This window comes from Thiobaca trueperi, assembly GCF_004342175.1.
Lineage (GTDB): Bacteria > Pseudomonadota > Gammaproteobacteria > Chromatiales > Chromatiaceae > Thiobaca > Thiobaca trueperi.
On sequence record NZ_SMAO01000007.1, the window covers coordinates 104,999 to 121,885 of the forward strand.

At 61.7% G+C, this 16,887-nt stretch carries 11 protein-coding genes; 5 read left to right on the plus strand and 6 right to left on the minus strand.

Annotated features, from left to right (window positions below; genetic code table 11):
- Positions 1–24: 24 nt before the first annotated feature.
- Both EDC35_RS13670 and EDC35_RS13675 read left to right on the plus strand, forming a co-directional pair.
- Positions 25–816 (plus strand): quinoprotein dehydrogenase-associated SoxYZ-like carrier, encoded by a 792-nt coding sequence (locus EDC35_RS13670; protein ID WP_207896234.1) that lies wholly within the window; start codon positions 25–27, stop codon positions 814–816.
- Entirely contained in the window at positions 813–1,769 is a 957-nt protein-coding gene (locus EDC35_RS13675) for a quinoprotein relay system zinc metallohydrolase 1 (protein ID WP_207896236.1), read from the plus strand. The genes EDC35_RS13670 and EDC35_RS13675 overlap by 4 nt, the downstream gene beginning before the upstream one ends.
- A 17-nt stretch (positions 1,770–1,786) precedes the next feature.
- On the opposite strand, the gene EDC35_RS18870 is transcribed toward EDC35_RS13675, so the two are convergent.
- A complete protein-coding gene (locus EDC35_RS18870) occupies positions 1,787–2,194 on the minus strand; it encodes a hypothetical protein (protein ID WP_481557209.1) in 408 nt (135 codons plus the stop codon).
- Between the two features lie 93 nt (positions 2,195–2,287).
- Between EDC35_RS18870 and EDC35_RS13685 the strand changes: the two genes are divergently transcribed.
- The gene (locus EDC35_RS13685; RefSeq protein WP_207896238.1) at positions 2,288–3,742 is read left to right on the plus strand and encodes an alpha/beta hydrolase; all 1,455 of its coding nucleotides are present in this window, start codon (positions 2,288–2,290) and stop codon (positions 3,740–3,742) included.
- A 174-nt stretch (positions 3,743–3,916) separates the two neighbouring features.
- On the opposite strand, the gene glgX is transcribed toward EDC35_RS13685, so the two are convergent.
- The 4 genes from glgX to EDC35_RS13705 all read right to left on the minus strand — a co-directional run bounded on the left by glgX (position 3,917) and on the right by EDC35_RS13705 (position 9,888).
- Entirely contained in the window at positions 3,917–6,013 is a 2,097-nt protein-coding gene (gene glgX, locus EDC35_RS13690; protein WP_132977815.1) for a glycogen debranching protein GlgX, read from the minus strand.
- 167 nt (positions 6,014–6,180) lie between these two features.
- The gene (locus EDC35_RS13695) at positions 6,181–7,326 is read right to left on the minus strand and encodes an MFS transporter (RefSeq protein ID WP_132977816.1); all 1,146 of its coding nucleotides are present in this window, start codon (positions 7,324–7,326) and stop codon (positions 6,181–6,183) included.
- Positions 7,327–7,431: 105 nt separating this feature from the next.
- On the minus strand, positions 7,432–8,532 hold the full coding sequence (aroC, locus tag EDC35_RS13700; protein ID WP_132977817.1) for a chorismate synthase: 1,101 nt from the start codon (positions 8,530–8,532) through the stop codon (positions 7,432–7,434).
- Positions 8,533–8,535: 3 nt separating this feature from the next.
- A complete protein-coding gene (locus tag EDC35_RS13705) occupies positions 8,536–9,888 on the minus strand; it encodes a TolC family outer membrane protein (protein WP_132977818.1) in 1,353 nt (450 codons plus the stop codon).
- A 475-nt stretch (positions 9,889–10,363) separates the two neighbouring features.
- Between EDC35_RS13705 and EDC35_RS13710 the strand changes: the two genes are divergently transcribed.
- Entirely contained in the window at positions 10,364–11,962 is a 1,599-nt protein-coding gene (locus EDC35_RS13710; protein WP_132977819.1) for a hypothetical protein, read from the plus strand.
- Positions 11,963–11,981: 19 nt separating this feature from the next.
- Here EDC35_RS13710 and lon read toward each other — a convergent pair whose 3' ends face one another.
- Complete coding sequence (lon, locus tag EDC35_RS13715) at positions 11,982–14,369, minus strand: endopeptidase La (RefSeq protein WP_132977820.1); 2,388 nt, start codon at positions 14,367–14,369, stop codon at positions 11,982–11,984.
- A gap of 239 nt (positions 14,370–14,608) precedes the next feature.
- Between lon and EDC35_RS13720 the strand changes: the two genes are divergently transcribed.
- Positions 14,609–16,885: a flagellin N-terminal helical domain-containing protein gene (locus EDC35_RS13720; protein WP_132977821.1), complete on the plus strand. Its 2,277-nt coding sequence runs from the start codon at positions 14,609–14,611 to the stop codon at positions 16,883–16,885.
- The last annotated feature ends 2 nt before the right edge of the window (positions 16,886–16,887 follow it).

The window sequence follows — 16,887 nt, forward strand, 5'->3', positions numbered from 1 at the left end:
ACTCGCATACAGGAGGAATCGCCTATGCAAAAAATGGCCCTGATCGTCTCCGCCGCCATGCTTCTGGCGCTGCCCCCTATCGGCGGCCTGGCGGACGATTCGCCCCGCGCTGGCATGGCCGACCCACTGGGCTCGCCACGCTGGGAGAACCTGCGACGCGCCTTCTTTGGCGATGCCGAGGTCGTTTTCGACGACCGCGTGAAGGTCAACGCGCCCGCCGTGGCCGATGAACCGCTCAACGTCCCGGTCGCGGTCGATGCCAGCGCCCTGACCGGCGTGGAAGAGGTGCTGGTGCTGGTCGATTTCAACCCCATCGTCAGGGCGCTCCGTTTCGAGCCCGGCGAGGCGCGTGCCAGTCTGGCCTTTCGCCTGAAGCTCAATGAATCCACGCCGATCCGTGCCGCCGTTCGCACCGCCGACGGTGTCTGGCATCTGGGCGGCGCCAGGGTGACGACCAGCGGCGGCGCCTGCACGCAGCCCTCGGCCGGATCGGGTGCCTCCGACTGGCAGCAGGATCTGAATCAGGTCGGCTCCCGTTTATGGCAGCGGCCGGACGGCAGTCTGCGCCTGCGGCTGCGGATCGTGCACCCGATGGATACCGGACTGGCCAAGGGCATCCCGGTTTTTTACATCGAGACGCTGGAGATCACGGCTGGAGACGGGCGGAGTCTGATGCGGATCGAGCCGGCTGAGCCAGTGGCCGAAAATCCCGTGTTCACGCTCGATATTCCGCCCGGCTTGTCTGTCGATAGTCCGCTGCGCATCGCCGGACGCGACAACAACGGCAACCTGATTCACGCGGAGACGATGCCATGAAACGCTTACCGATGCCCACCAGCGGACTGTTGCGACTCATGCTCCTGATGCTGCTGACCCCGTTTTCCTTTGCCGGCGCGGCGGATTTCGACTACCGCCTCGAATCGCGCCGGATTGCCGATGGGGTCTATGTCCTGATCGGGCGGACCGAGGATTTCTCGCCGGACAACGGCGGTAATGTCGTCAACTCCGGTTTTCTGGTGGGTGCGCAGGGCGTGGTGGTCATCGACACCGGGCCTTCCCGACGCTATGGCGAGCAGATGCGCGCCGCCATCGCCCGGATCACGCCTTTGCCCGTGGTGCTGACGATCAATAGCCACAAGCATCCGGATCATTTCCTTGGCAATCAGGCGTTCCCGCCGGAAACGCTGGCCGCCCTGCCGGAGACGATCCGCGCGATCGAGGTTCAGGCGCCTGCCTTCATTGAGAGGATGTACAAACTCAACGGTGCATGGATGGGCGCGACCGAACTGGCCGCGCCGCGCCGCGCACTCGCACCGGGGCGGCTTGAAGCCGGCGGGCGCGAACTCGAACTGATCGCGCTCGACGGCCATACCGAATCGGACCTGGTGGTGCTCGACCGCGCGACCGGCACCCTGTTCGCCGCCGATCTGGTCTTCAATGGCCGCGCGCCGACGACACCCCATGCCAATCTCAAGCACTGGCTGGCGTCGCTCGACCGACTGGAGCAGCAGTCTTTCACTCAGGTCGTGCCGGGGCACGGCCCTGTCGCCCCCGACGCAGCGCCAATCCGCGAGACACGCCGCTATCTGCACTGGCTGGACCAGACCCTGCGTGAAGGCGCCGAGCAGGGACTCGACATGAGCGAGATGCTGGCGCAACCCGTACCGGACACCTTCTCCGGTCTGGCCCTGTCCAGCCAGGAATATCGCCGTTCGGTGACCCGGCTCTATCCGGAAGCCGAGCGCATCGCCCTCGACATGCGGCGCTAATTTGAATTCAGACAGGATTAACAGGATTTAAAACAATCATTTAAGAATCCTGTTAATCCTGTCAAAAACAGGCGCATCGGAGCATGCGCCATCGATCCGACCGCCTCGCCCGCCACCGCTTCAACCCGCATACCCTCCAGCTTGGTATGCCACTGGCGCAGCAGGTCCAGTGGACGGCGGCGGTAATGCTTCTCGGCGGTGGCGCTGGATCTGCGCCACGATTCCCACAGGCATCTCGACCCACTCACAGAGGGTGCCGAACGACCGGCGCAGGCCGTGCAGACTGAGATGAAGGTCTTGACCGGTGAACCGGGAGTGGTCCGCACGGCCAGTTGTGGCGTGTCGGCATCCCACAAAAAGGCTTGCCCCTTCCTCATGTGACAGGCAAAGTTGCGAATCCGTCCAGCGGTCAGTTTTGCTCTCATCTCCGAAGGTTTCCATGTAAGCGCGGGTGTAAGCAAATTATGAAATCTCTGATGCCGCACCGGGCGCAGTTTAGGGGACTGGAGTCGATGACGATGAAGCTGATCAAATTCTTCAAGCTGACGGCCGGACTGGTCGTCGTGAGCGCCCTGACCTTTCTGGGGGTGCGCGCCTACGATGCCTGGCGCAGCGCGCCGCTGGAGGTTTGGCACACCTTTGTGCCGCATGAGCTGGATGCCGATGAACTGGATCGCGCCGACTGGAATCAATACCTCGCGGCGGAAAAGACGATCTTCGATGAGATCGACAAGGAGGTCACCCAGCGTCTGGAGCCGGATGAGCAGGTTCCGGCCAACCGTTATTTCGAGGGCAGCCCCATTTATCCGGGCCATTTCGCTCAGGACTGGAATCGCTCCTATACCCTGACGCCGGAAGGCGAGGCCGTCGGTGCGGTGGTTCTGCTGCACGGACTGACCGATTCGCCCTACAGCCTGCGTCATATCGCCCGGCGTTATCGCGAGCGCGGCTTCATTGCGGTCGCGCCGCGCCTGCCTGGTCACGGTACCGTGCCTGCCGGACTCGCCGAAGTGGAATGGGAAGACTGGGTCGCCGCCACCCGGCTCGCCGTCCGCGAGGCGCGCAAACAGGTTGGACCAGACAAACCCTTGCACATCGTTGGTTTCTCCAACGGCGGGGCGCTGGCGATGAAATATGCGCTGGATGTCATCGACGATCCGGCGCTGCCGCGCGCCGACCGCATCATTCTGATCTCGCCGATGATCGGCATCACCGAGATGGCGCGCTTTGCCGGCTTCGCCGGTCTGCCCGCCATCTTCCCGCCCTTTGCCAAGGCGGCCTGGCTCTCGGTCATGCCGGAATTCAATCCTTTCAAGTACAACTCCTTCCCCGTCAATGGGGCCCGTCAGTCGTCGCTCATCACCCGCGCACTGCAACCGCGACTCGCCGCCTATGCCCGCGAGGGCCGGCTGGAGACCCTGCCGCCGATCCTGACCTTTCAATCGCTCATTGATTTCACGGTCAGCACCCAGGCCATCGTGGATGCGCTCTATGCGCAACTCCCGGCGAACGGCAGCGAGCTGGTGCTGTTCGATCTCAATCGCCAGACCAAATTCGGCCCCCTGCTGCGCAGCAGCACCGAGACCATGCTGGCCCGGATCCTGCCGGCTACGCCGAGACGTTTCCGCACCACCATCATCACCAATGCCGGCAACGGCTCCGCCGAGGTACTGGAGCGCGTCACCGAGGCCGGCGCGACGACGGAGCAGAGCCGCCCACTGGGTCTGATCTATCCCAGCGATGTCTTCTCGCTCTCGCATGTCGCCCTGCCATTCCCCGTCACCGATTCGCTCTATGGCATGGAGCCCGACCGCTCCGAGGATTTTGGCGTCAACCTTGGCGCGCTGGCAGTACGCGGCGAGCGCGGTATTCTCATCGTCAGCCTGGATGCGCTGATTCGCATGTCGTCCAACCCGTTCTTCCCTTATCTGCTGGAGCGGATTGAGGAGGGAATGGCGGGTAAAACGATCTAATACAGCAGTGCAGATGTTCCGAGGCTGTCTCTGATCGTTGTCGTTGTCGTAATCGTCTTCGGTTTGCGGGTCTTCGACAACGACAACGAGAGGTGCTGCACGAGTGCTCATCTGCGGGTGGGACGACCCAGGCGCACAGGTGCGGGGGCTCGCCCCGGCGCAGGGCCGCTCGCCCTAACGCGCCTCCAGCACCAGGATGCTGCGTTCCTGAACCCACAGCGAGACAGCATCCGCATCCAGCGCCGTTTGCTCGGCGGGCGCCACCATGTCGGCGGGCGAGACGCGGGCGGTATCAAGCGCCAGATGCCAGCGCAGAGGGGCGAATGCCGGCAACTGGAAACGGCGGCCCTGATCGCTCATGTTGATCAGGATATGCAGGATATCCTCACCCGGACAGGCCGGGGCCAGCGTCAGGGCCAGCCATTGCGCGAGCGGATCATCCCAGGGCGGGTCGTCCAGCGTCTCGCCATGCCAGGCCACATCGGGCAGGTCGGAACCCGGATGCGGCTGTCCGGACAGAAAATGACGCCGCCGCAGACTGGGATGACGCTTGCGCAGCGCGATCAGACCGCGCGTGAAATGCAGCATCTCGGCATGACGCTCGACCAGCGACCAGTCGAACCAGCCCAGCTCGTTGTCCTGACACCAGACATTGTTGTTGCCGTGCTGGGTGCGCAGGACTTCATCGCCGGCCAGCAGCATGGGGATGCCCTGACTGATGAACAGCAGTGTCAGCAGATTCCGGGCCTGACGCTGGCGCAACGCCAGAATGGCGGGATCGCCGGTCTCGCCCTCAATCCCGCCATTCCAGCTCAGATTGTCGTCGGTGCCGTCGCGATTGCCTTCGCGATTGGCCAGATTGTGCTTGCGATGGTGTGAAACCAGATCCCAGAGGGTGAAACCATCGTGACAGGTCACGAAATTGATGCTGTTCGTCGGCTGACGCAGATTCGCCTGATAGAGATCGCTGCTCCCGGAGAGCCGGGTCGCCACGTCGGCCACCAGTCCCGGATCGCCGCGCACGAAACGGCGGATGGTGTCGCGATAGCGTCCGTTCCATTCCATCCAGCGATAACCGGGAAAGCTGCCGACCTGATAGAGCCCGGCGGCGTCCCAGGCCTCGGCGATGATGCGTGAGGCCGCCAGGGTGTCGGACAGCTCAATCTCCCACAGCACCGGCGGATTCGCCATTGGCCGGCCATCGGCGTCACGGGCCATGGCGCTGGCCAGATCGAAGCGGAAGCCATCGACATGCATCTCGCGCACCCAGTATTCGAGCGCGTCCAGGATGAAATGCGTCACCAGCGGGTGATTGGCGTTGACTGTGTTGCCGCAGCCGGTGAAATCCAGATAGCGGCTTTTATCGAGCGTGTCGAGGCAGTAGAAGGTCTCGTTGCCGAAGCCCTTGAAGGTCAGGCTGGGGCCGATGGCGCCGCCCTCGCTGGTGTGGTTGAAGACCACATCGAGAATGACGCCGATGCGCGCCTTGTGCAGCGCCTTGACCATCTCGCGGAATTCGCGCCGATGCGTGCCGGCCTCTGGTGTGACGCAGTAGCCCGGATGCGGCGAGAAGAAACCGAAACTGCTGTAACCCCAATAATTATGAAGCCCGGAGTCCCAGACCGCATCCGGCACATCCTGCTCATCGAAGGCCATCACCGGCATCAGTTCGACATGGGTGATGCCGAGCGACTGGAGATAGGGGATCTTCTCGATCAACCCGAGAAAGGTGCCCGGATGCTGGACGTTGGCGCTGGGATGACGGGTGAAACCGCCCACATGCAGTTCATAGATGACGGTCTGTTCGGAAGGCAGACGCAGGGTGGTGTCGCCTTCCCAGTCATATTCCTCGGCCAGCACGATGCCGCGCGGCGAATCGTGCGGCTGCACGCCCTCGCGCAGACGGCGCCAGCGTTTCCAGTCGCAGACATTGACTGCGCGAGCCCAGGGATCGACCAGCTCGATCTGCGAATCGAATCGCCAGCCGTGTTCCATCGGCGCATAGGGTCCATCCATGCGCCAGGTGTAATGGGTGCCGGGCGGCAGATCCACCACCATGACATGCCAGGAAAAGAAGGTGTGATTGATCCGGGGATCCAGACGGATGGTCTGAAAAGGCTCGGGACTCGTGGCGCTTTCATAGAGCAGGAGTTCAGCGCCGGTGGCATGGCGGCTGAAGACCGAGAAATTGACCCCGGCATCCTCGACAGTGGCGCCTGGAGGATAGCGACGGCCCGGCAGGACGCGATAGGAACCCTGTGAAACTGGCATGGCGGCGATCTGTCAGTGGCGTGGGATCGAGACTTGAAGATTGAGGCAGGATGAACAGGATTGAAAGCAGGCGGCTAAAGAAATCCTGTGAATATCCTGTGAATCCTGTCGAAAAAGGCTCGGTCACAGGTATCAGTGAGGTTTGATCATAGCACGCCGCCCGATGTTCAGGATTCCCCGCGTGCTTCGTCTTGCACCCACAACCGGACGATCAGCAAGCCGCATGCCGCCGCCGCTGCGCCAATCCCGAAGGTGACGAGCGCACCGGATCCGGTCCACAGCCAGCCGCCGATGAGACTGCCGGCGGCCCCGCCCGCGCCGAAACTCAGGCTGTTGTAGAGCGCCTGTCCCCGTCCCTGAGTACGTCCCGGAAAGGCATGGTGGACCAGATGAATGGCGGCGGCATGGAAGGTGCCAAAGGTCGCCGCATGCAGCATTTGTGCAAAAATCTGTACTGCCAGGATCTCCACGCAGGCGCCAATCATCAGCCAGCGCAAGGCTGCCAGACCCAGGCTCCAGAGCAGCACCCGCCGCGCGCCGAAGCGGTCCAGCAGACGATGCATCACCAGAAACACCAGCACCTCGGCGATGACGCCCAGCGCCCAGAGGTTACCGATGGCGGCGCTGGAATAGCCTGCGGACTCCAGATGGATCGAATAAAAGGCGTAATAGATCCCGTGACTGAGCTGCATCAGAAAGCAGGCGCCGAAGAAGGCCAGGATCTCCGGTCGCCGCAGCAGACGGCGCAGCGAGGGCGCCGGTCCCGCGCGCGGCGCGGGTGCGCTGTCAGGGATCATCAGCGCACTGAGCCAGAGGCCGACGCAGAGCAGCAGCACCCAGATCGGGATGACGGCGAGCCCATCCTGCTCCAGACGCCAGCCCAGCGCCGCGACGACCAGGATAAAGCCGACCGAGCCCCAGATCCGCACCAGCGCATAGCGGCTCGGTCGCTGACCGAGATGATTGAAGGTGACGGACTCGACCTGCGGCAGCGAGGTATTCCAGAAAAAACTGAAGAGCAGCATGGCCGCCGCCATGCTCCAGAAGCCATCGGCGGCGAAGACGGTCAGAAAGGCCAGCGTCGCAAGCAGTGCACCGAGCCGGACCATCGGCATGCGGTGTCCGCTGCGATCAACGATGTGACCCCAGATCATCGGGGCCAGAATCTTGGTGCCGGAGAGGATGGCCATGAGCTGGCCGATCGCCAGCGCATCGAAGCCCTTGCCTTGGAGATAGAGCCCCCAGAAGGGCACCAGTGCGCCCAGCGAGGCAAAGTAAAAGAGGTAATAGCCGGAGAGGCGCCAGTAAGGCATTTCGATTTAGACAGGATTAACAGGATTCTTCAGGATTAAAAAATTAAAAACAATTACTTAAATAATCCTGTCCATCCTGGAAAATCCTGTTAATCCTGTCTATTTCTAAGCGACCGATGGCGGAATCGGCCTCGTCGGCGGCACCACGTCGGCATTCTGCGCACGCTGTCGCAGGACGTGATCCATCAGCACCAGCGCCAGCATGGCCTCGGCAATCGGCGTGGCGCGGATGCCGACGCAGGGATCATGACGCCCGGTGGTGATGACCTCGGTTGCCGCGCCGCTGGTGTCGATGGTGCGTCCCGGCAGCCGGATGCTGGAGGTCGGCTTGAGCGCGAGTCGCGCCACGATGTCCTGACCCGATGAGATGCCGCCAAGGATGCCGCCCGCATGATTGGACAGAAAACCATCGGGAGTCAGCTCGTCGCGATGTTCCGTGCCCTTTTGCTCGATACAGGCAAAGCCGGCGCCGATCTCGACCCCTTTGACGGCATTGATGCTCATGAGCGCATGGGCGATGTCGGCATCGAGCCGGTCGAAGATCGGCTCGCCCAGTCCGGTCGGCATCCCGGAGGCGACCACGGTCACCGCCGCACCGATTGAATTGCCCTCGCGGCGCAGATCGTCCATGTAGGTTTCGAGATCGGGGACCGTCTCGGCGCAGGGCCAGAAAAAGGGATTGCGCTCAATCTGATCCCAGTTGAATCCGCGCGGACGAATGGGGCCAAGCTGAGAGAGATAGCCACGGATCAGGATGCCATAACGCTCGGCCAGGTATTTCTTGGCGATGGCCCCGGCGGCGACCCGCACCGCCGTTTCGCGCGCCGAGGAGCGTCCGCCGCCGCGATAGTCGCGCACGCCGTATTTCTGGTCGTAGGTGTAGTCCGCGTGACCGGGACGATAGCGGCTGGCGATCTCGGCATAATCCTTTGACCGCTGATCCTCGTTGCGAATCAAGAGCCCAATCGGTGCCCCGGTGGTACGCCCCTCGAAGAGACCGGAGAGGATTTCGACCGCGTCGGATTCGCGCCGCTGCGTGGTATGACGCGACTGCCCCGGCTTGCGCCGGTCGAGATCGCGTTGCAGGTCGTCAGCCGTGAGTGCAAGGCCGGGCGGACAGCCATCGACGATGCCGCCGATGGCCGGGCCGTGGCTCTCGCCAAAGCCGGTGACGACGAAGAGTTTGCCGAAGCTGCTGCCTGACATGACTCAGTAGGCCGGTGGCGGCACGACATCGGCCGGATTGAGCCAGGCATTGCCCTTTTCCAGCACGTCGCGCGTGAGGGTGCTGGTGGCCTGATGCAGTTTGACGCCGTTGATGATGTAGCCGTAACGCGCGTCCATGTAATCGAACTCGGCCTGGAACAGATTGCGCTGGGCGTTGAGCACATCGACCTGGGTGCGGGTGCCGACTTCCAGACCGGCCTGAGTGGATTCCAGCGCCGAGCGCGCCGAGACGATGGCAGCCTGACGGGCCTTGACATCCTCAATGCTGGTCAGAATGCCACGGAAGGCGTCCTTGACCTGCTGATCGACCTGACGCCGGACCTGATCGAGCCGATCCTGCGCGGCGCGGAATTGAAAGCCGGCCTGACGGGTGCGCGAGGTCACGGCGCCGCCCTGGAAGATGGGCACATTGACCGACAGACCGACAAATCCCGTATCGGTATCCGTGCCGAATTCGGCACCGGTGCGGGAGATGTCATAGCCGGCCTGCATGTTGACACTGGGATAGTGACCGGAACGCTCGATCTCGATGGTCTTCTGCGCCGCGCTGGCCGCCTCGCTGGCGGCGATGATGCCGAAATTGCTGCGAATCGCAGTCGTGGCCCAGGTGTCGATGTCATTGGGCTCGGGTGGCGCCAGGGGGAGTTTGTCGCCCAAACGCGCCAGTGGCGCATTGATCGGGCCGACGATGGTCCGCAGCAGTTCCCAGGCATTGTTCAGCAGATTTTTGGCGTTGATCAGATCCGCGCGCGACTTGTCATAGGCCGCCTGACTTTCGTTCACGTCGGTGATCGCCACCAGACCGACCTCGAAGCGTTGCCTGGACTGCTCCAGTTGGCGCTCGTTGGCGCGCAGCAGCGCATCCTGCACCGTCACGGCATCGGCTCGCCGCAGGACATTGAAATACGCCTCGGTGGTCTTGACCATGAGATCGATCTGGGCGTTGCGATAGGTCGCCTCGGCCTGCGCGATCACATTGTCGGACTGCTTGAGCGTCATCCAGTTGCCCCGGTTGTAAACCGACTGGTTGATCACCGCCTGCAGGCCCTGGGTATCGTAGTTTTCGGAGCGGCTGACGCGGCTGCCGGTGGCGCTCCGGCCGCTGCTATCGACGTTCTGGTAGGCCAGATTGCCGGTCGCGCTCACACTGGGGAGCAGCAGCGCCTGCGCCTGGGGTTTGACCTCACGGGTCGCGAAGAGGGTCTGTTCGGCCTCGCGCAGCGCGGGGGAGCTGACGACTGCCATATCGTAGATCTGGAGCAGATCCTCAGCCTGACTCACTGGAGTCAGACCGCACATGAGCATGGCGATCAGGGTTGGAAGACGTTTCCGCATCGGCTTTGGTTTCCTGTTCCTAAGCGGGCAAAAAAGGCCGCAAATCTAATGGTGCAGTATAGGGGACAAGCAGGCTTGCCCTCAATGAGCGGGCCAAGGGCGCGCCAGATATTCTGGATCTTTGCAAATTCAGTTGCTTAACCAATCTGGACCTCGTGCTCCACGTCTGCCTCATCAAGCAATCCGGATCTTTCCTTGATTTTTCCATCGTCACCAACTGGTCGGTGCCGCCGCCCGAGGTCAATCGCGATCCTTCGGAATGGCACCTCGAATGCACAGTGATGTCTGAACGGCGTCAGCAGTACGCAAGGTCGTATTTTTCGGCCCAACGAACGTCGCCGTCTTCAAACGAGCCGGCGCCTGGCGGAGGCCAAAATCATTCGGAGCAAAAAAGGTTATGAATCAGTCCACTATTCGAGCGGTCTCCCTCGTTCTTTCGCTCAGTGCATCCATGACGACGAGCGCTCAAATCCCAATGGCCGGCGACCTCGGCGACACGCCCATCGTCAACACTTCGGAGGCGACCGACAGATTGCCGGTCTGCCCGGATCACTGCCGGATCGGCGCGTTCAATGACACGGCGAGCTGTCATCTATGGGATTCACGAACCGGCCTCTGGAGCCATGATCCAGATGATCGTGAATACCGGCTGCATAACCGGGCGCGCCATCATATCGCCTGGCTGAACCAGTGGATGATGCCTGCCGGCGGCGTCATGGCCGCCGAGTTCGCCGACGCGACCCTGAGCGCGGTTCGCTCCTATGGCGGGCGGCGTGACTCGCCGATCTGGACCGGAACCTATCTGGCCGCCGAGGCGCTGCGCCTGATGAATACGGGTGCGCCGGACGCCGAGCGCGCGCTGCGCGAAACGGTCGAGACGCTGCATCGCTGGTGGAACATCTCGGGTGATCGCGGCTATCTGGCCCGTTATGCGGCGCCCGCCGATAGTCCGGCGCCGATTCAGGCGCTTCTGAGCGCCGATGATCCCGAGGTGCATCGGGATGTGAGTTATGAGAACCAAATCTGGCACTGGCGCGGCAACATCAGTCGCGATCAGTACCAGGGCGTGATGCTCGGCTATTCGCTGGCCTATGAGGCAACCTCCAACCCGACGATACGCGAGATCATCCGGCATGACGTGGTGGAATTCGTCGAACAGCTGATGAACAGCGAACGCCAGCGGGTCAATCTCATGATCAATGGATGGAACCTGAAAGCCAATGTCACCATTCCCTACGCCGTCTTCAGTCAGGCCGACGCACCCAACGGGACACCGGCCCTGACACTCAACACCAACCCTTTCGATGTTGTCGGCGAAGGCGTGCTCTTTTTTCTGCCCAATGCCGCCGATCTGGTGCGTCAGCTACCGGGCTTCGGCGCTTTCCCCGATTTTTACCAGCCGACCCAGGCGATTCAGCTCGCCGCCATCTTCCGCGTGGCGCTCCAGGTGACTGAGGATGTGCCTGAATATGCCGAGCGTCGCCAGATCATCGCGGAGCACTATGAGCGCCATGCCGACGAGTGGCTCGACATCGCCGCCGACTGGCGTAACACCAACCGCTGCGATTCCGGCTACTTCGGTCTCAACATCGGTTTCATGCCGCTCTACAACTGGATCCGGCTGGAGACGGACCCGGCACGCCGGGGACGGCTGCAGCGTGAGGTCTTGCGCGACGCACTCTGGGCCGAGGTTGCCGGGCACAAAAACGTCTTCTTTGCCTTCATCTATGCCGCGCAGGCGCCCGATGAGGATGACACGCGCGCCGTGATCGATGCCCATGTCGCCCAGTTGGCCCGCTTCCCTGACGCCCCCAATCTATCGCATCCGATCGATCTGCGCGGCCGCTATCCCGAGAGCACGACCTGTCCAGGGATCTCAGCCGAGGCCGTGAATGTCGATGAGCGTCCGCCAGCATCATTTACCTGGGAGCGGCATCCCTGGAAGCTCCAGGACGATGGCACGCCCAACATGGTCTATGGCGGGGTCGATTATCTGATCGCCTATTGGATGGGGCGCCATCATGGCTTCCTCGCTGATGATGCGCCGGGAACCTGTCTGCTCTGGAGGCAGTAATCCCTTTGCCTGAGGCCGTCTAACCGGCCTTGAACAGAAACGGCAGGACATCCGCATACTGTGAGGCGAAATGCACCAGCAGACCCTTGCGCACATGCTCCGGCACTTCCTCGAAATCGCCCCGGTTGTCTTCGGGCAGGATGATTTCCCGGATGCCGGCGCGACGGGCGGCGATCAGCTTTTCACGGATACCGCCGACCGGGAAGACCTCGCCGGTGAGTGTGATCTCGCCGGTCATGGCGATACGGCGGACGGGTTGATCAAGCGCCAGTGACAGCAGCGCCGAGGTGATGGTGACGCCGGCTGAAGGACCGTCCTTGGGCGTGGCGCCAGCGGGGACATGGACATGGATGAATGACTTTTCAAAGAAGGCCGGATCCGCGCCAAACAGCTTGGCGTGGCTGACCAGATAGCCGTAAGCGATCTCCGCCGATTCCTTCATGACATCGCCAAGCTGGCCGGTCAGCTTGAAGCCGCGCGCGAAGCTGTGGGTGCGCGCTGCCTCGATCGAGAGTGTTGCGCCACCCATTGAGGTCCAGGCCAGACCGGTGACGACGCCGGGGCCGGACAGCTTGCGCTCATCGCGGAAGACCGGGCTGCCGAGATAGCCTTTCAGATCGGGTTCATTGACCGTGATCGGCGTTTCCTCGCCCTCCAGCATCCGCACCGCGACCTTGCGCACGATCTTGCCGAGCTGTTTTTCCAGCCGGCGCACCCCGGCATCGCGCGCATAACCCTCGATCAGTGCACGCAGCGTCCTGACATCGAGCTTGATGGCGCCCTTGCCGAGTCCGGCACGGTCGATCTGACGCGGCAGGAGATATTTGCGGGCGATCTGGAGCTTTTCCTCGGCGATGTAACCCGAGAGCTTGATGACCTCCATGCGATCCAGCAGCGGTCCCGGAATGCTGTCCAACTGATTGGCGGTGCAGACGAAGAGCACCTTCGAGAGATCGAAGCGCAGATCCAGATAATGGTCCAGGAAATCGGCGTTCTGCTCCGGATCCAGCACCTCCAGCAGGGCCGAGGCCGGATCGCCATGATAGGAGGCGCCGATCTTGTCGATCTCGTCGAGCATGATGACCGGGTTGGCGGTACCGGTATCCTTGATGGCCTGAAGGAATTTGCCGGGCATGGCGCCGATGTAGGTGCGTCGATGGCCCTTGATTTCGGCCTCGTCACGGATGCCGCCGACCGAGAAGCGAAAGAAGCGCCGTCCCAGTGCATCGGCGATGGAATGGCCGATGGAGGTCTTGCCGACGCCGGGTGGCCCGACCAGCAGGATGATGGAGCCGGCAATCTCACCCTTGTGGATGCCGACCGCGAGAAATTCCAGGATGCGTCCCTTCACGTCCTCCAGACCGTAATGGTCGCGATCCAGCACGCGCCGGGCGCGCTTGAGATTCAGCTTGTCCGCTGAATGCAGGCCCCAGGGCAGCAGCGTGATCCAGTCGAGATAATTGCGGGTGACGGCGTACTCGGGCGAGCCGGTCTCCAGCATGCCCATTTTCTCCAGCTCTTCCTCGACCCGCTTGCCTGCCTGTTCGGTCAGCGTGAGCTTCTCCAGCCGCGCGCGGAACTTGTCGATCTCGGCGGTGCGATCATCCTTGGCGATGCCCAATTCTTTCTGAATCGCCTTGAGCTGTTCGCGCAGAAAGAACTCGCGCTGCTGCTTGTGCATCTTCTCCTCGACCGTGCGCCGGATCTTCTGCTGGGCGCGCGCGAGTTCGAGTTCGTTGTTGAGCAGCACCAAGACCTTTTCCATGCGCTGAAGCAGCGGCAGGATCTCCAGCACCTCCTGCAACTGCTGCTTGGTGGAGGTCGTGAGACTGGCGGCGAAATCGGCCAGATGTGACGGGTCATCGGGGCCAAAGCGGTCGAGAAACATCCGCAGCTCTTCGACATAGAGCGGATTGAGCGGCAGCAGCTCCTTGATGGTGTTGATGACCGCCATCGCGTAGGCCTTGACCTCCGCGTTGGGTGGCCCCTCCGGCTCGGGCAGATAAGCGACACGGGCGCAGAAGGGCGTCTGTGGATTGACCCAGTCGGCGACGCTGAAACGCTGGAGACATTCCACCAGCACTTGCAGGTGTCCGTCCTGCTGATGGATACGATGGACCCGGCAGGCGGTGCCGATCCGTCTGAAATTGATGGTGGTGGCCTCCTCCGAGGTCTCGCTATCGACCAGCACCACGCCGAGGATCTTGTGGTCGGTATCGGCCACCGCGCGGATGGTCGGCGCCCAGTGCTCGGCGTTCATCATCAGCGGGACCGCCTGTCCCGGAAAGAAGGGGCGGGATGCGACGGGTAGCAGATGGATTTCGATGGGCAGGACGTCATTGGCCCGCGCCAGTTGGATCGGCTCCATGTCTTCCATCTCGCTGTCGATCAGATCCTCGTCCGTCATGTTCACCTCGCTTGAAAAACCCTGGTTAAGGGCAGCCAATTTCAGGTCTTCGGTGCCGATTTGCAAGTGCGGGTTAAACGCAAGGGAGTGAACGCTGTACTCTGAATGCTTCGCCCAGCCAGCCCGGCTAAAGGTTTCAGCCCATCAGCCGATACCTTGAACGGATCCCAGTGATTACCCCACGGCCTACCGCTGATGTCCAGCAGTCCGCCGACTCAACACAGACAGGAGATACAGTCATGGCAATGGTCATCAATTCAAACATCGCATCGCTGAATGCACAGCGCCAGATCACCAAGTCCCAGAGTGGGCTGGCGCAGTCGATGGAACGTTTGAGCAGTGGTATGCGCATCAACTCAGCGAAGGACGACGCCGCCGGTTCAGCCATCGCCAGCCGCCTGACCTCGCAGGTGCGCGGCCTCAATCAGGCGGTGCGTAACGCCAACGACGGTATCTCGCTGGTGCAGACCGCCGAAGGCGCCCTGAGCGAATCGTCCAACATCCTGCAGCGCATGCGCGAGCTGTCGGTGCAATCCGCCAACGGCACCTACACCAGCGGCAACCGCTCGACCCTGAACGCCGAGACCCAGCAGTTGGTCAAGGAATTGGATCGTATCTCCTCCAGCACCAATTTCAACGGTATGAATCTGCTCGACGGCACATCAAAAGATGTCAAGTTGCAGATCGGCGCCGAGGCCAATCAGACCATCAGCGTCAATATCGGCGTCATGGATTCCAAATCGCTGGGTGTGGCGAAGACGGCGGGTGTGGGCGCTTTGGGACGGACGGGTGGCGGTAGTGATTTTGCGAACGTAGTCGATGAAGCAGCTAATACGGATCCGGACGTGAGTACGCTTCTCAAGTCCTTGGGCGACGGCGACCTCACCATCAACGGAATTGCCATCGGTGGCGCGACCGCTGCCTCCGATACTGCTTCAACTTACGGCAAGAGCGCGAGCGCCATTTCGACTGCTGCTGCCATCAATGCTCAAACCGATAAGACCGGCGTCACGGCGGTGGTGGGCGAGACCAAGCTTGGTGGTCAGGATATGAGCGAGCATGATGGCTCGGCTCAGGACGGTAACATCGTATTGAATGGCGTTACGATCAAGATCTCGACTCAGGCATTTGATACGACGACAGAGTCCTCCCGCCAGGCGGGTAATGCAGCAAGTCGTGCCGCTGTTGTTGATGCCATCAATAAAGAATCGGCGCGGACGGGTGTCACGGCTGTTGATACCGGAAGTGAAAATGGGGGCGTTTCACTCGTCGCGGCGGATGGACGCAACATCGCGTTGGATCTAAGTGAAATAGGCGGCGAAACGGCTTCTAAATCTATGGGTTTAGGGACCGACGTGATTGTCACCGACGCAACGACCGATCCGCCTACCAGGGCATATAATGATTTCTCTATCACCACTGGTACAGTGACATTGGTGTCCACCGGCGGCAAAGAGATCAATATCACCTCTGGTGCGACCGGCAGTGCTGCCGACGCGGGCTTTGTCGAGGGAAACTACAGCGGTACTGCGACCCAGGTATCGTCGGATCTTAAAGATTCGGCTGTGGCGATGACGGCGGGCAATGTTCTGGTCAACGGCGTTTCGGTCGGGCCTTCCTACGCGATAGACGACACCGCATCCAGTCATGGCAAGGAATACAGCGCCATTGCCAAGGCGGCAGCCTTCAATCTGGTGTCCGACAAGACCGGCGTCACGGCGGTGGCGAACCAGAACATCGCCAAAAACACAGTTGCACAAACAAATGATGGTGCCACAGTGACCGCCAGGATCAATGGCGTTCTGCTGGATACGGTAACCACCGCAGCAGACTCCGACATGAGCGCCAATCGCAAGGCATTCATTGATGCAGTGAATGCAAAAACCGCAGAAACCGGTGTGCGGGCGGTCGATACCGGCATCAACGGATCTGATGGAACCAGTGGCAGTGCAATGGGTGGCGGCGTGCAGCTCATTGCGGATGATGGGCGCAACATTGCGGTTGCAGTCGAAAACGGAAGCGAGGTCGGATTTGCTACTGCTGATATCGCAACCGACACTGGTGATACTGCCGAACCAACAGTCTTTGTCGGTGAATACACCCTCAAATCGGACAAAGAGATCGATATTGGGCGTGGAACCAATGCCAATCTCTCATTCTCGGGTCTGAGCGTCGGCACCTACGGCGGCGGAGAAGACGGCATGTCGCTCGCCAGCATCGACATCTCGACCGTCGAGGGCGCAAACAAGGCGATCAAGGCCATCGACAACGCACTCGAAAAGGTGAACGATGTGCGCGCTGATCTGGGTGCGGTCAACAACCGGCTGGACTTCACCATCAACAACCTGTCCAGCATCTCGCAGAACGCCTCGGCCTCGCGCTCACGCATTGAGGACGCGGACTTCGCGGCGGAAACGGCCTCGCTCTCGCGCTCGCAGGTGTTGACGCAGGCTGGCAGCGCGATGCTGGCGCAGGCCAACGCAGCACCGCAGCAGGTACTCTCGCTTCTGCGTTAAAC

What these genes read in the sequence shown, in the direction of transcription:
- aroC (WP_132977817.1), bottom strand. Translation starts at nt 8,532, where the DNA reads ATGTCAGGCAGCAGCTTCGGCAAACTCTTCGTCGTCACCGGCTTTGGC.
- EDC35_RS13695 (WP_132977816.1), bottom strand. Translation starts at nt 7,326, where the DNA reads ATGCCTTACTGGCGCCTCTCCGGCTATTACCTCTTTTACTTTGCCTCG.
- EDC35_RS13705 (WP_132977818.1), bottom strand. Translation starts at nt 9,888, where the DNA reads ATGCGGAAACGTCTTCCAACCCTGATCGCCATGCTCATGTGCGGTCTG.
- EDC35_RS13685 (WP_207896238.1), top strand. Translation starts at nt 2,288, where the DNA reads ATGAAGCTGATCAAATTCTTCAAGCTGACGGCCGGACTGGTCGTCGTG.
- EDC35_RS13675 (WP_207896236.1), top strand. Translation starts at nt 813, where the DNA reads ATGAAACGCTTACCGATGCCCACCAGCGGACTGTTGCGACTCATGCTC.
- EDC35_RS13720 (WP_132977821.1), top strand. Translation starts at nt 14,609, where the DNA reads ATGGCAATGGTCATCAATTCAAACATCGCATCGCTGAATGCACAGCGC.
- EDC35_RS18870 (WP_481557209.1), bottom strand. Translation starts at nt 2,194, where the DNA reads ATGAGAGCAAAACTGACCGCTGGACGGATTCGCAACTTTGCCTGTCAC.
- EDC35_RS13670 (WP_207896234.1), top strand. Translation starts at nt 25, where the DNA reads ATGCAAAAAATGGCCCTGATCGTCTCCGCCGCCATGCTTCTGGCGCTG.
- lon (WP_132977820.1), bottom strand. Translation starts at nt 14,369, where the DNA reads ATGACGGACGAGGATCTGATCGACAGCGAGATGGAAGACATGGAGCCG.
- glgX (WP_132977815.1), bottom strand. Translation starts at nt 6,013, where the DNA reads ATGCCAGTTTCACAGGGTTCCTATCGCGTCCTGCCGGGCCGTCGCTAT.
- EDC35_RS13710 (WP_132977819.1), top strand. Translation starts at nt 10,364, where the DNA reads ATGGCCGGCGACCTCGGCGACACGCCCATCGTCAACACTTCGGAGGCG.